The organism is Alistipes sp. dk3624, from assembly GCF_009557455.1.
Taxonomy (GTDB): Bacteria; Bacteroidota; Bacteroidia; order Bacteroidales; family Rikenellaceae; genus Alistipes_A; species Alistipes_A hominis.
On the sequence record NZ_CP045651.1, the window covers coordinates 2,670,441 to 2,684,779 of the forward strand.

Genomic DNA, 14,339 nt, shown 5'->3' on the forward strand with positions numbered 1-14,339 from the left:
TGCCCAAATCCAATCCGGAAATTATGAAACGGCTGAATTTACTTCTGATACTTGCAGGATTCATAATGGTTTCGAACCAGGGTTTGGCGCAATTTTCCATTTCGAAAGTCCCCAGCGAAGCCGATACGCGGCTCAAAAAGGACTCCGTGAAACCCATCTCCGCCGTCAGCAACGAGTTTTTCAGCGAGGCCCGGTTCCGCGCTGAGAAAAGACGGTTGCGCAAGGAGCGCAATACGCTTACCTGCACGGTGGGACTGAACCTGAACCAGACTAAATTCGACAACTGGGCACCGGGCGGCGTCAATACTTTTTCCGGGGTGGCCTCGTTGCTTTTTAATCATGTTTATCAGCGTGACCGGCTGCGCCTGGCGACCCAGTTGGATTCGAAATACGGGATGAACGTTATCTCGGGCAAAACCTTTAAAAATATCGACTATTTCATTCTCAACGTAAACAGCGCGTGGAACATATCGCGTTGCTGGGCCTATAGCGCCAGCGTCGACCTGCGCAGCCAGTGGACCAAAGGGTTCCGATCGGCGGACGATAAAACGATGGTCAGCAACATCATGTCGCCGGGTACGCTGGCGCTCGGCGTCGGTTTTACGTTCCGGGCGCTGAAAAAGGACAATACGGCGTGCAAAGTTCCGATCGTGATTACGGTCAACCCGTTGAGCGGTAGCATGACGTTCGTGCTGAGCGACACGCTGTCCAAACAGGGGGTTGCCGGAGTCGAGCCGGGCAAGCACCAGAAGAGCGCCCTGGGCTCGACGATGCGGATCGACCTGAACCAGCCGATCGCCAAAAGCAAGCTGAATTATATCACCTATTTTTACGTTTCCACCAACTACGAGAAAAATAATTACGTGGAGTGGCAGAACACGTTGAATATCAAAATTACCCAAATCATCAACGCGAGCGCGTTCTGTCGGATGATCTACAACGAAGTGCAACCGACTCCTCGCAATAAGCCGTTGCAATGGAACTATACGTTCGGGTTGGGTGTTGCGTATACGTTCAAGAACAAGTGATGACGGAACGGTTTCTGCATAGGTGGCACGATGCAAAAGAGATTTGAAGTATGTATAAAAACAGTAAATTCACCATTATTCTGCCGGCGGTCGTAGCCTGTTCGCTGGTGGCGGGGGTTCTTTTGGGCGGCCTGGTTTTTCGCACGAGTCGTCCGGTCGTCCGGCGGCCCGCCCTGACGGCTCCGGGCAGCGACAAGATCAATCGGCTGCTGTCGCTGATCGGGACGCAGTACGTGGACTCGGTTTCGATCGATTCGCTGACCGAACGGGTCATTCCGCTGATCCTCGATGAGCTGGATCCCCATTCCACGTACCTGTCGGCTCAAGATCTGTCGCGGGCGAAGGAGAGCATCGAAGGGGAATTCGACGGGATCGGGGTCGTTTTCAATATGGCGACCGATACGGTGATCGTGCTGAACGTGGTCAACTCGGGGCCGAGCGCCAAGGCCGGAATACAGGCCGGGGACCGCATCGTGACGGTGAACGATACCGTGGTGGCCGGCATTAAGATGCCGCAGGACAGCGTCGTGAAACGGTTGCGCGGGCCGCGCGGCAGCCAGGTGACGCTCGGTATCCAGCGGGCGGGCGTAAAGGATCTGGTTCCGTTCGTCGTGACCCGCGACGCCATTCCTATCAAAAGCATCGTCGCCGCCTACATGATCCGTCCCGAAACGGGGTATATCAAGTTCGAACAGTTCTCGATGAATGCTCATAAAGAACTGGCCGAAGCGATCGCTCGGTTGAAGGAGCAGGGTATGAAAAAACTGATCCTCGACGTGCGCGGCAATCCGGGGGGATTGCTCGACCAGGCGATTTTGATATCGCGGGAGTTTCTTCCGAAAGGCAAAATGATCGTTTATACGCAGGATCGTGACGGGAACCGGGAGATCGAATACAGCGAAGGGAACGGCAAGTTTATGGACGAGGAACTGGTCGTTCTGATCGACGAGAACAGCGCTTCGGCGAGCGAGATTCTGGCCGGCGCGCTCCAGGATAACGACCGGGGAACGATCATCGGTCGCAGATCGTTCGGTAAGGGGCTGGTGCAGAATCAGATTCCGTTTCCGGACGGTTCGGCGGTACGGCTTACCGTCGCCCGTTACTATACGCCGACCGGACGTTCGATCCAGAAACCGTACAGCAACGGACGCGAAGATTACTACAACGAATTGTTGTCGCGTTACCAGCACGACGAAATGTTTTCGGCCGACAGCATCCATTTTGCCGACAGCCTGAAATATACGACCGAGTCGGGACGCGTGGTGTACGGCGGAGGCGGGATCATGCCGGATATTTTCGTTCCGGTCGATACGACGGATATGACGCCCTATTTCCGCGAGGTCGCCGGGCGCAGCATCTTGTACAAGTTTACGCTGGAATTTTCCGACCGTTACCGCGGGCAGTTGAACAAGATCCGTTCGCTGGAAGAACTCGACCGGTTTTTCGACCGGCAGCCGAATCTGTTGAACGAGTTCGTAAGTTACGCGGCAAAAGCGGGCGTGGCGCCAAAGCCCGCCGAGATCGAGCGTTCGAAAGCGATCCTGCTGGCGCAGCTCAAGGCTTACATCGGCCGGAATACGGAGTTGGAGGACAATGCGTTCTATCACGAAATCCAGGGAATCGACAACGTGATTGCCCGGTCGATCGAAGTGCTCGATTCCGCCGGGCACGCCGGATCGTGACCGATTGCGCATCTATAAAACGAACGGGCTACCGCTGCGGTAGCCCGTTCGTTTTATAGATCCGTTCCGTTTTCTATTTCAGGAGCGGGTCGATCTCGGCGCATAGGTTTCTGAATATCCCGTCGATATCTCCGGTGCCGTTAACGGCGCGGTATTTCCCCTGTTTTTTATAGTGTTCGGCTACGATGGCCGTTTGAGCTTTGTAAACGTCGATCCGGTTCCGGATGACCGATTCGCAGCGATCGTCGGCCCGGCCGCTGTCCTTGCTGCGGAGCAGGATCCGTTTGATCAGTTCTTCGTCGGGAACTTCCAGCGACAGTATCAGGTTGATCGGCGCGCCGTGCATTTCCATGATTTTGTCGAACGCTTCGGCTTGCGGCGTGGTTCTCGGGAATCCGTCGAAAACGTTTCCCTTGCAGTCTTTGTGCTTGCAGACATACTCGGTTATGATGTCGATAACCAATTCGTCCGGAGCCAGATGCCCCTTGTCGATGTAACTTTTCATACTTCGGCCCAGCGGCGATTCCTGCCGGATCTCTTCCCGGATGACTTCTCCGGTCGAGATGTGGTGAAAACCGTATTTTTCGATCAGTTTGGCTGCCTGCGTTCCCTTTCCGGCCCCCGGCGGGCCGAACAATACAATGTTCAACATCGTGTTAAAATTTAATGATTCACTCTTTTAAATGTTAACAAAAGTAGTGTATTTTTTTGCCGGAACAAAAGATAAAGTACCTTTGTGTTTACTAAAACGCAATAAAAATGGATGATACGAAGCGAACGGAGATCGCCGAACTGGGCGAATTCGGCCTGATCGACCGGATCTGCGCCCCTTTCGAGCCGCAGCAGAAAACCACGGTAAAGGGATGCGGAGACGACGCCGCCGTACTCGATGCGGGAGATCGTTACGGATTGGTTTCGACCGACCTGATGTTGGAAGGTGTACATTTCGACCTGACCTATTTCCCGTTGCAGCATCTGGGGTATAAAGCGGTCGTGGTGGCCGTGTCGGATATTCTGGCGATGAACGGGACGCCGCGGCAAGTACTGGTATCGCTCGGGATATCGTCGCGTTTCTCGGTCGAGATGATCGACCGGTTCTACGAAGGGGTGCGGGCCGCCTGTTCCGATTTCAAGACCGACCTGGTCGGAGGAGATACGTCGGCCTCGGTTAACGGCCTTACGATCAGCGTGACCGCGACCGGCGACGTGGACAAGGACAAGATCGCGTACCGTAGCGGAGCCGGAGCGAACGACCTGATCTGCCTGACGGGCGACTTGGGAGCCGCTTATATGGGGCTTCATCTGCTGGAACGCGAGAAACGGGCCTGCGACGGGCATCCGAATCCGGAGCCGAAGTTCGAAGGGTACGAATATATCCTGCGCAGGCAGTTGAAACCCGATGCGCGGGTGGATGTCGTCGAAAAACTCGCCCAAAGCGGAATCGTGCCTACGTCGATGATCGATATTTCGGACGGGCTGTCGTCCGAACTGCTGCACCTGTGCAAAGCGTCGGACAAGGGAGCGCGGATCTACCTGAACCGGCTGCCGATCGCCAAGCAGACCTATGCGATGGCGGACGAACTGCACAGCGATCCGGTGGTTGCCGCGTTGAACGGCGGCGACGATTACGAGTTGTTATTTACCGTGCCGCTCGCCCGGCGGCAGGAAGTCTTCGCGCTCGGGGTGGACGTGATCGGTCATATGACCGAAGCGGGAACCGGAGCCGCGTTGGTCACACCTGACGGGCAGGAAATTGCGTTGCAGGCGCAGGGCTGGAAATAGCGGGGTACTCCGGGTCATTGCGCCTGCGGTACGACCGGCGTTGCCGCCGCGACGCTGTCCGCCGCGGGTTCGACCGGTTTGATCAGTCCCCGTTTGACCATCATCGGCGTAATGTCCGGGTCCTTGCCGCGGAAATTGCGGTAGAGTTCGGCTCCGTCCTGCGTGCCGCCGCGTTCGAGAATGTTTTTCCGGAAAGAGAGGGCGGTCGCTTTATCGAAAATGTCTCCGCTTTCGACGAATGCTTCGAAGGCGTCCCGGTCGAGTACCTCGGCCCATAAATAACCGTAATATCCCGCCGCGTAGCCGCTGTTGAAAATATGGTTGAAATAGGGGTAGCGGTAACGCGGTTCGATCTGTCCGATCAGTCCGCGCTTGTCGTTCAGCGCCTCTTTTTCAAAAGCTTCCGGATCGAACGGTTTGTAGTCTTCGATCGTATGGATGTCTATGTCGGACAGCGCCGCGGCTACCAGTTCCGTGGTGGCGAATCCCTGGTTGAACTGCCTGCTTTTGCGGATTTTCCGGATCAGGCTTTCGGGCATCGGCTCCCCGGACACGAGGTGCTTGGCGTAGAGCCGCAACATTTCGGGTTCGGTCGCCCAGTTTTCCATGATCTGCGAGGGCAGTTCCACGAAGTCGCGCTCTACCCGGTTCAGTCCGGCGTAGCGTACCTGCGAAAATAGTTTGTGCAAGGCGTGTCCGAACTCGTGAAACAGCGTTTCGGTTTCGTCGAGCGTCAGTTGGGCCGGATCGCTTCCGTTCGGACGGGTGAAGTTGCAGACGATCGTGACGATCGGGGCGATGCGCTTGCCGTCCGTACCGTAGGATGCTTCGCGAAACGTGCCGCACCAGGCGCCTCCCCGCTTGCCGTCGCGCGGATAGAGGTCGAAATAGAGGACTCCCAGATGGGTATTGTCTTTGTCGAGCACTTCGTAGGCGGAACACTCCTTGTTATATACCGGAACCGAAACCGGGCGGAAGGTCAGCCCCCACAGCCGGTTGCTAAGCTGAAAAACGCCCGATCGGACATTGTCCAGCGAGAAGTAGAGGTTGAGCGACGTCTGGTCGAGGTTATATTGCGATTTGCGGACTTTTTCGGCATAATACCGCCAGTCCCATGCGGCGAACGCGCTGTCCTGTGTCTCCTTCGCCTTGATCGCGCGCAGGGTCTCCAACTCCCGTTTCGCCGTATCGAGGGCGGGTTTCCAGAGTTTGTCGAGCAGGTCGTACACCCGTTCGGGAGTTTTCGCCATCCGGTCGTCCAGCACGAAGGCGGCGTAGGAAGGGTAGTCCATCAGGCGGGCTTTCTCGGTGCGGAGCCGGATGATGTCGTTGACGATCTGCCGGTTGTCGAACTGGTTGCCGTTGCTGCCGCGCTTTACGTAGCCGGTGTACAGCTTTTCGCGCAGTCCCCGGTTTTCGGCATAGGTTAGGAACGGGATCATGCTGGGCGGACTGAGCGTGAAAACCCATTTGTCGGTCATTCCCATCTCTTTGGCCTTGTCTGCCGCCGCGTCGGTGACGGTCTGGGGAACCCCGCTGATGTCTTTCGAACTTTCGACGACGAGGGTAAAATCCCGCGTCTCGGCCAGCAGGTTGTTGCCGAATCGGACGCTCAGCAACGACAGTTCCCGGTTGATGTCGCGCAGCCGCTCCTTCTGCCGCGCATTGAGCTGCGCTCCGGCCCTGACGAACTGTTTATAGGTCTGTTCGGTCAGGCGGACCTGTTCGGCCGACAACGCGCTGCCGCCGATCTGTTCGTGCACGGCGCTGATTTTATCGAATAACTTATCGTTCAGGTAGATGTCGTCGTAATGGGCCGATACGGCCGGCGCGATCGCGAGGTCGGCCGCCTGCAGTTCGTCGTTGCTGTCGGCCGCTTTGACCTGCGCGAACGCGGCATACGCCTTTTTCAGCAGTTCGCCGCTACGGTCGAGCGCGGCGATCACGTTTTCGAAACTCGGCGCATCCGGGTTGGCGACGATCGAATCGATTTCGGCGGCGTGGTCGGCGATACCCTTCTCGATAGCGGGCTTATAGTGCCCGTTTTTGATTTTGTCGAACGGAGGAACTCCGAACGGCGTATCCCACACGGTGAAAAACGGATTGGCGTCGGCCTGTTTCTTTTCACAGCCCGAGCCGGCTGACAGAACGGCGGTCATGAATGCGGCAATTAAAAAAAATCTCATGGATCTTCGGATGACGTTGTTTGTTCCTCGGTTGTTTCGTACCTTTGTCAGGACATGCAAAAGTAACCATAATCCAGTATATAACGCCTCTGCCGATGCAATTATTTTACGCTCCGGACGTCGATTTCAGTACCGGCCGCTACCTGCTTTCCGGGGAAGAGTCGCGTCATTGCGCCCGGGTGCTGCGTTTGCGCAGCGGCGACTTCGTGCATATTACCGATGGCCGGGGAACGCTTTGCCGGGCCGAGATCGTTTCCGTTTCGCCGCACGGCTGCGAGTTGTCTCTCGGCGAGCGTACCGAAAATTTCGAAAAGCGCGGTTATTTTCTGCAAGTAGCCGTGGCGCCGACCAAAAACATGGACCGGTTGGAATGGTTCGCCGAGAAGGCTACCGAAATCGGTATCGACCGGATCACGCCGTTGCTGACCGATCACTGCGAACGGCGGACGGTCAAGACCGACCGGTTGATACGGGTCGTGACCGGCGCCGTCAAGCAGTCGTTGAAAGCCTGGCATCCGCAGGTGGACGAGCTGACCCCGTTTCGCGAGTTGATCGGACAACCGTTCGACGGGAAAAAGCTAATCGCCCATTGCGAGGCCGACGCGGGGAAGATCCTGCTGAGGGATTGCGTTCGCCGCGGAGAGAACGTGCTGGTGCTGATCGGCCCGGAAGGCGACTTTTCGAAAGAGGAGATTGCCCTGGCGTACCGCAACGGTTTCGTTCCGGTTTCGCTGGGGAACAGCCGGCTGCGTACCGAGACGGCCGCCGTCGTAGCGACGCATTCGGTCGCTTTCCTGAATGAAAAATGATTTGAAATTTGATGAATACCGTTTTTACGATGCGTAAGTCGTTCGATTTGTTCTGGTCTTTCCTGAAGATAGGGATTTTTACGTTCGGCGGAGGATATGCGATGGTGGCCCTGATCGAGAAGGAGGTCGTCGACCGCCGGAGATGGGTCGAACGGACGGAATTTCTCGACCTGCTGACATTGGCCCAAACCTCGCCGGGAGCGTTGGCGCTCAATACCGCCGTTTTCGTCGGTTATAAGGTCGATGGGTACCGCGGGGGAGTGTGGTCGGTGTTGGGCGTAGTGGTTCCTTCGTTCGTCATTATTCTGGTCATCGCATTGTTTTTTGCGGAGTTCCGGCACGATCCGGTGGTCGAAGCCGTTTTCAAAGGGATGCGGCCGGCGGTCGTCGCCCTGGTGCTGGCCCCCGTATTCAATCTGTCCCGGGGGATCGGGCCGGTGCGGCTGGGTCTTGGCGCACTGGCGCTCGGCGTAACATGGTATGCGGGATTCTCTCCCGTCTACCTGATTCTGGTGGGAGCCCTGGCCGGGATCGGGTACGGGGTTTATCGCAAAAAGAAAGGGAAAGGATTATGATTTACCTGCAACTGTTTTTATCCTATCTGAAGATCGGCTTTTTCGGTTTCGGCGGCGGTTATGCGATGTTGTCGTTGATCCAGCACGAGGTGGTGATCAGCCACCAGTGGATTTCGAACAGCGAACTGACCGATATCATCGCCATTTCGCAGATGACGCCGGGGCCGATCTCGATCAACAGCGCGACCTACATCGGCTATGTCGTGACGGGGAATATCTGGGGCGCGATCCTCGCTACGTTCGCGGTCTGCCTGCCGTCCATAACGCTGATGATCGTGATCACGCGGTTTTACCTCGCTTTGCAGGACAACCTGTATATCAAAAGCGCGATGTTCGGAATGCGGCCGATGATCCTTGCGATGATCGGACTGGCCGGCGCGGTGCTTTTCACGCCCGATACGTTCATGGACGCGGCGAGCTGGGCGATCTTCGGCGTAGTGTTCGTGGCTACGCTGCGAAAGGTCGATCCGATCTGGCTGATCGTGCTGTCCGGCGTGGCAGGCTATCTGATATACGGATAGCGTCGTTGGTTGGTAATGCGTTGATTCGTTATTTGGCTCCGATTCCGATGCCTTGAGTCTTCCATAAATGTTACTTGTTTTATATTTGTCCGGGATAGAAAAAACGAAGAAGTTGCATTCGATCGAATGCAACTTCTTCGCAAAATTTCGATGCAGGAATAAAAGATAATTTGGTGCAAAATTATTTGATAAAGCGGAACTTTTTAATCCGTATTGTCAACGATCTCTTTTTTTAACGTGAAAAAAGAGATGACGGGATTGTCGTCTTCTTTTATTGTTTGAGCTATTCTTCGTACGGTCGTATCGTTGCTCTTTTCCAGAATAACATGCATGTTTGTTCCGAATGTCAAAGGGGAGATCGCCGTGATAAAGGTATTTTCCGAATAGCATGTAGACGGACTATTCAGGTTGAGGCACGTTGATAGCGTCAATAGGTTGTCATCGAAATACCGGTAATAGTAAGTTCCCCGCTTTTTTTGTTTGTCCCAGATCAGTGTGTAATCCTGAATCGAAGGAGAATCTTTTGTTTTGCCGAAAGTAACTAACAAGTATTGCGGCGTTTCGAACAGGTTGGTAACTCCCGAACTGTATCCGCTATCGAATAAGGTCTGCAACAATTCGAAGTAGTTTTTATGATTGTTTTGTTGCAAAAAACGCTCGTCCGGCAACGGATCTATCATTTCTATCGAATACATTTCTGTTATTTGTTCCCCTTCGATCTGGTATATCTTGTTCGAAACAGATTGAATGAATGATAAGTTGTGACTACAGCGGGTGATCGGATGGTTGGAGAATGTCAACAGTCCGGTATTCATAGACAGATTGCTTTGCAGAAAAAGATTCTTGACCTGATAACCGACTGCATCGGCCAAGCCGTATTGAAATGCCGTATTGTCTTCGAGCGAGGGATTGGTTATAAAAAAGTTGCATAGCAGGGAAGTGCTGTCAGCCATCTCGATATCGGCCATGTAATTATAGATAGGATCGATTGGTGTTTTGCTTTTAAAATTTCCGGAATAATCGTACTCCAACGCTTTACGCGTATATCCGTCGATCAATATGATGCTTTTGCGGTACCGATTCAGAAAAAACGCAGATATTGTATTGTATTCGTTTCCGGATCTTCCTCGTTCCCCGATTTGGGCTATGAATCTTCCTTCGTTGCTGAAGGCGTATATGGCCCGTCCGTCGTAAATAAATAATGTGCTATCCTGATATTTGATTTTTTGGATGTCTTTCAGCAAGCATTTTTCATGTGTTTCCAAAGGTACATATTTGATCTGGTCGATCAATGCGGCGCTGTGTACTTCTTCGACTATATTGCATTGCCCTCGGGAGATAACGATTGAACGGTCGCTGTTTATTTTGATATTTTGTCCCGGCGTACAACTTTGCCATCCGATGAAGCTAAATAATATTCCAATGCAAACCCGTATTCTCATGACTTTTGAGAATTTTGAATTAAGAATTTATACAAAAATAGATATAAATACATGTGCTTTAACTTGTTTTTGTTTTTTTTATGAGAAATTTGTGGTTGTGGATCAAATGTCCATTGCTTTCAGATCTTGATTGCCTGCCAGATCGTCTGTTTTGTCTCGTCCTGTAGCAATCTGTATATCAAAAGCGCGATGTTCGGAATGCGGCCGATGGTACTTGCGATGATCGTGCTGTCCGGCGCGGCAGGCTATCTGATATACGGTTTGTAAAAAGTGTATAACCTGTTTATAAGTTGTTCGACTCTGTTCATAAATCCGGGAGATACCGGAGGAAGCTGTTGGAAATCTTTTCCGTTTTTCGGATCGGGCATGTGTAAAACGGCGATATCCAGTTGTTTATCCGTATGTAGGTTATGAACCGTTTTCGTTTTTCGCTTTAAGATTGTTTTTCGCCCCCCGAAACGACAAAAATTAATCGATTAAAAGATTGCTTCCGATACCGCAATGTGTTACTTTTGCCTCGTTATTCATGTATTACCCGATAAAATGACAAGTTTATGAAAAAGTATTTTCTGGATGTGCTGAAATTGCAGTATGCTGATTTTAAGGGCAGGGCGTCGCGCAGGCAGTTCTGGATGTTCGTTTTGTACAATGTGATCGCCGCCGTGATCGTCGGGATTATCGGCGGTATCGTCGGACTGAACGCGATCCTGAGCGGTTTGTACAGTTTGGCGTTGTTGATTCCGTCCCTGGCTATCTCCGTAAGGCGGTTGCAGGATATCGACAAGGAGTGGTACTGGATTTTGATCAGTTTGATTCTGCTGGTGGGGAGCATCTGGTTGATCGTTCTTTACTGCCAGCCCGGCACGCCGTCGGACAACCGGTTCGGAAAAGTGCCCGACGCCGAATAAGGGGTCGAGGAACCCAAGAAACAGGCCGGGGCGTTCGAATGGGACGCCCCGGTTTTTTGCGGCATAATCGGGCCGTCCCGGTAAAATAAACCCGGTAACCGCTGTCCGGTACCGGGTTTGCATGACTTACGATATTTCGACGGATCAGGTATTCATCGCTCCGCAAACGTGGATTACCTGTCCGCTGACGTACGACGACAGGTCGGATGCGAGGAACAGGGCTACCTTGGCCACGTCTTCGGGCGTACCGCCGCGACGCAACGGAATCTGTTTGGCCCATTCGGCCTTTACTTCGTCCGACAGCGCATTGGTCATATCGGTAATGATGAAACCCGGCGCGATCGCGTTGGCGCGGATGCCGCGGGGACCCAGCTCTTTGGCGATCGACTTGGCTAGACCGATCAGGCCGGCTTTCGAAGCGGAGTAGTTGGTCTGTCCGGCATTGCCCGAAACGCCCACCACCGACGCCATGTTGATGATGCTGCCGCTTTTCTGCTTCATCATCACCGGCGTTACGGCATGGATGAAGTTGAATGCGGATTTCAGGTTCACGTTGATAACCATATCCCACTGCTGTTCGCTCATGCGCATCATCAGGCCGTCGCGGGTGATCCCGGCGTTATTGACCAGTACGTCGATGCGACCGAAATCCTTCACGATCTGAGCCACCACGCCGGCCGTATCTTCGAAGTCTGCGGCGTTGGAGGCATATCCTTTGGCCTTGACGCCGAGCGCCTGCAACTCTTTTTCCGTGTTCTGGAAATTTTCGTCCACTTTCAGGTCGGTAAAGACGACCGACGCGCCCTCTTCGGCAAACCGCATGGCGATTGCCTTCCCGATTCCCCGGGCGGCTCCGGTCACGATAGCGACTTTTCCTTCAAGTAATTTCATTCGTCTGTTTTTTAGTGTCTAACAAAATGGTTCGTTTTCGGCGGCATCCCGCCTGGACGGTTCTCGCTTTTTGCCGGGAGCAACTTTAAGCAGAGCCTTTTAGCTATGCCCGTTTCCCCGTCGAAAGCCATACAAAGGTAATAATTTATTTTGGTTCGGAGATGATTCGGTGGGTTTTATTGCTCTTTTTTACTACCTTTGGAGCGTTCTTCAAGGCTATTAAACTTTAAAGATAAATCTTATGGTAAGGGATGAAAAACTATTCGGATTGATCGAGAGCGAAAAGCAGCGGCAGTTGCACGGTATCGAGTTGATCGCTTCCGAGAACTTTGTAAGCGAGCAGGTTATGCAGGCGATGGGTTCCGTGTTGACTAACAAATATGCCGAAGGGTATCCGGGGGCGCGTTATTACGGCGGTTGCGAAGTGGTGGATCAGGTGGAGCAACTGGCCATCGACCGTCTGTGCGAGTTGTACGGCGCCGAATACGCTAACGTGCAGCCGCACTCGGGAGCGCAGGCGAACATGGCCGTTTTCCTGACGGTGCTCAAGCCGGGCGATACTTTTATGGGGCTCGATCTGGCGCACGGCGGTCATTTGTCGCACGGTTCGCCGGTCAACACGTCGGGTATCCTTTACAATGCGATCGGCTACAAGCTGAGCGAAGAGACCGGAACGATCGATTACGATGCGATGGAACGTCTCGCCCTCGAACACAAACCGAAAATGATTATCGGCGGCGCGTCGGCGTACAGCCGCGAGTGGGATTACAAGCGGATGCGCGAGATCGCCGACAAAGTGGGCGCGCTGCTGATGGTCGACATGGCGCATACGGCGGGCCTGATTGCCGCCGGGCTGCTCGACAATCCGGTGAAATACGCTCATATCGTTACTTCGACCACCCACAAAACCCTGCGCGGCCCGCGCGGCGGCGTGATCCTGATGGGTAAGGACTTCGAGAATCCGTGGGGAGTCAAGACTCCGAAAGGGGAGATCAAGAAGATGTCCGCTATGTTGAACTCGGCTGTTTTCCCCGGCATCCAGGGCGGCCCGTTGGAACATGTGATCGCCGCCAAAGCGGTCGCTTTCGGCGAAGCGCTCGATTCCTCTTACAAGGAGTATCAGGCGCAGGTGCAGAAAAATGCGAAGGCGATGGCTGCCGCATTCGTAAAGCGCGGTTACAAAATCGTATCGGGCGGTACGGATAATCACCTGATGCTGATTGATCTGCGTACCAAGTTCCCCGACCTGACCGGAAAGCAGGTCGAGAAGGTGCTGGTAAAAGCCGATATCACGACCAACAAGAATATGGTGCCGTTCGACAGCCGCTCGCCGTTCCAGACTTCGGGTATCCGCGTCGGGACGCCGGCCATTACGACCCGCGGTTTGAAAGAAGACCAGATGGAAACGATCGTAGAACTGATCGACCGGGTGTTGTCGGATATCGACAACGAGTCGAATATCGTTGCCGTACGGAAAGAGGTCAATACGTTGATGGCGAAATATCCGTTGTTCGCCTGGTAGAGCGGCAGAAAACGTACGAATGACAAAGGGAGGCGTCCGGTGCGGATTGCCTCCCTGTTTTTTGCCTGCGGATCATTTCGAAAAGATAATCAATACCGATCCGACGATCATAATTACGGCTCCGAGCAATTTACGCCCGATGGCCTGCTCCCGGAATATTTTGTAGCCGAGTAGGATACTGACGATTGTCGAGAGTTGGAAAAGCGCCAGGGCGTATCCCACGTTCATGCGGTCGAATACGTAATTGGTCGTGTACTGCATCGTGCCGATGCAGAGCACCAGCCAGACGTAGCGCGAAAAATCTTTGCGCCGGATCCGCAGCGGCGATTGCGAACGTCCGGCCAGTAGTGCCAGCGCCAGTGAAAACAAGGCTCCGAACCAGCACCAGGTGATAAAAGCGGTCGTGGCCGAAGCGTACAGGATGACCTTTTTGATGAATACCGCTTCGACGGCCGTCAGCACCATGGCCCATATCCGGTACCGGATGTCTTTTCTGCGCAGGATGGCCGGAGAAAACTTTTCGTTCAGCGTGTCCAGTACGAAATAGCTGCCTCCGACGATTAGCGCGATGCCTGCAACGCCCCATAATCCGGGAATTTCGCCCAGCAGCAGGATGCCGGCGATCATTCCGACGACCGATTTGTAGGAATTGATCGGTCCCAGCACCGATAGGTCGCCCCCTTGCAACGCTTTTACCAGAAAGCCGTTTCCGGTGGCGCCGAATATGCCGGCGACCGTGCACCAGACCCAGAACTCCTTCGGCAAAGCCGCCCACTCGATCCGGGTGGCAGGAACGATGCAGACCGCGCTCAGCAGCAGGAATGTGATGAAGTTGACCTTCAGCGGCGGCTCCGAGCGCTCGGTGAGCTGTTTCTGGAAAACGTTCGCCAACGGGTTCGACAAAATACGCAGCAGAACGGCTATTGCGGTTAACGCCATGTTCGCAAAGATTGTACGGATCGCTGTTTACCGGACGGGGAGAAGGAGTTTTTT

General features: G+C 53.9%; 13 protein-coding genes. 8 read left to right on the top strand and 5 right to left on the bottom strand.

The genetic code is table 11. The annotated features are described in order from the left end of the window. Nucleotides 1-23: 23 nt before the first annotated feature. Complete coding sequence (locus GFH31_RS11390; RefSeq protein WP_172970751.1) at nt 24-1,028, top strand: DUF3078 domain-containing protein; 1,005 nt, start codon at nt 24-26, stop codon at nt 1,026-1,028. A 50-nt stretch (nt 1,029-1,078) separates the two neighbouring features. Further along, a complete protein-coding gene (locus GFH31_RS11395; RefSeq protein ID WP_118458499.1) occupies nt 1,079-2,710 on the top strand; it encodes a S41 family peptidase in 1,632 nt (543 codons plus the stop codon). A gap of 73 nt (nt 2,711-2,783) precedes the next feature. Here GFH31_RS11395 and GFH31_RS11400 read toward each other — a convergent pair whose 3' ends face one another. Further along, a complete protein-coding gene (locus GFH31_RS11400) occupies nt 2,784-3,362 on the bottom strand; it encodes an adenylate kinase (RefSeq protein WP_118458501.1) in 579 nt (192 codons plus the stop codon). A gap of 107 nt (nt 3,363-3,469) precedes the next feature. Between GFH31_RS11400 and thiL the strand changes: the two genes are divergently transcribed. Beyond that, nucleotides 3,470-4,492 carry a thiamine-phosphate kinase gene (thiL, locus tag GFH31_RS11405; protein ID WP_118458503.1) on the top strand — a complete coding sequence of 341 codons (1,023 nt, stop codon included), beginning with the start codon at nt 3,470-3,472 and terminating at the stop codon, nt 4,490-4,492. A 14-nt stretch (nt 4,493-4,506) separates the two neighbouring features. Here thiL and GFH31_RS11410 read toward each other — a convergent pair whose 3' ends face one another. Further along, entirely contained in the window at nt 4,507-6,678 is a 2,172-nt protein-coding gene (locus tag GFH31_RS11410) for a M3 family metallopeptidase (protein ID WP_118458505.1), read from the bottom strand. A gap of 95 nt (nt 6,679-6,773) precedes the next feature. Here GFH31_RS11410 and GFH31_RS11415 point away from each other — a divergent pair, with 95 nt between their 5' ends. From GFH31_RS11415 to GFH31_RS11425, 3 genes are read left to right on the top strand one after another with little or no spacing between them, the layout of a single operon-like run. Next, a complete protein-coding gene (locus tag GFH31_RS11415) occupies nt 6,774-7,487 on the top strand; it encodes a 16S rRNA (uracil(1498)-N(3))-methyltransferase (RefSeq protein ID WP_101571113.1) in 714 nt (237 codons plus the stop codon). 11 nt (nt 7,488-7,498) lie between these two features. Further along, the gene (locus tag GFH31_RS11420) at nt 7,499-8,062 is read left to right on the top strand and encodes a chromate transporter (protein WP_306345968.1); all 564 of its coding nucleotides are present in this window, start codon (nt 7,499-7,501) and stop codon (nt 8,060-8,062) included. Beyond that, the gene (locus GFH31_RS11425; protein ID WP_055205443.1) at nt 8,059-8,583 is read left to right on the top strand and encodes a chromate transporter; all 525 of its coding nucleotides are present in this window, start codon (nt 8,059-8,061) and stop codon (nt 8,581-8,583) included. The genes GFH31_RS11420 and GFH31_RS11425 overlap by 4 nt, the downstream gene beginning before the upstream one ends. A gap of 203 nt (nt 8,584-8,786) precedes the next feature. Here GFH31_RS11425 and GFH31_RS11430 read toward each other — a convergent pair whose 3' ends face one another. Continuing rightward, complete coding sequence (locus tag GFH31_RS11430; RefSeq protein ID WP_101571112.1) at nt 8,787-10,025, bottom strand: 6-bladed beta-propeller; 1,239 nt, start codon at nt 10,023-10,025, stop codon at nt 8,787-8,789. Nucleotides 10,026-10,579: 554 nt separating this feature from the next. Between GFH31_RS11430 and GFH31_RS11435 the strand changes: the two genes are divergently transcribed. Continuing rightward, on the top strand, nt 10,580-10,933 hold the full coding sequence (locus tag GFH31_RS11435; protein WP_153497958.1) for a DUF805 domain-containing protein: 354 nt from the start codon (nt 10,580-10,582) through the stop codon (nt 10,931-10,933). 144 nt (nt 10,934-11,077) lie between these two features. Here the strand turns inward: GFH31_RS11435 and fabG are convergent, their stop codons facing one another. Then, on the bottom strand, nt 11,078-11,824 hold the full coding sequence (gene fabG, locus GFH31_RS11440) for a 3-oxoacyl-[acyl-carrier-protein] reductase (protein ID WP_055205446.1): 747 nt from the start codon (nt 11,822-11,824) through the stop codon (nt 11,078-11,080). Nucleotides 11,825-12,065: 241 nt separating this feature from the next. Here fabG and glyA point away from each other — a divergent pair, with 241 nt between their 5' ends. Further along, nucleotides 12,066-13,346: a serine hydroxymethyltransferase gene (gene glyA / locus GFH31_RS11445; RefSeq protein ID WP_101571110.1), complete on the top strand. Its 1,281-nt coding sequence runs from the start codon at nt 12,066-12,068 to the stop codon at nt 13,344-13,346. Nucleotides 13,347-13,418: 72 nt separating this feature from the next. Here the strand turns inward: glyA and GFH31_RS11450 are convergent, their stop codons facing one another. After that, the gene (locus GFH31_RS11450) at nt 13,419-14,285 is read right to left on the bottom strand and encodes an EamA family transporter (protein ID WP_055205448.1); all 867 of its coding nucleotides are present in this window, start codon (nt 14,283-14,285) and stop codon (nt 13,419-13,421) included. Nucleotides 14,286-14,339: the final 54 nt, after the last annotated feature.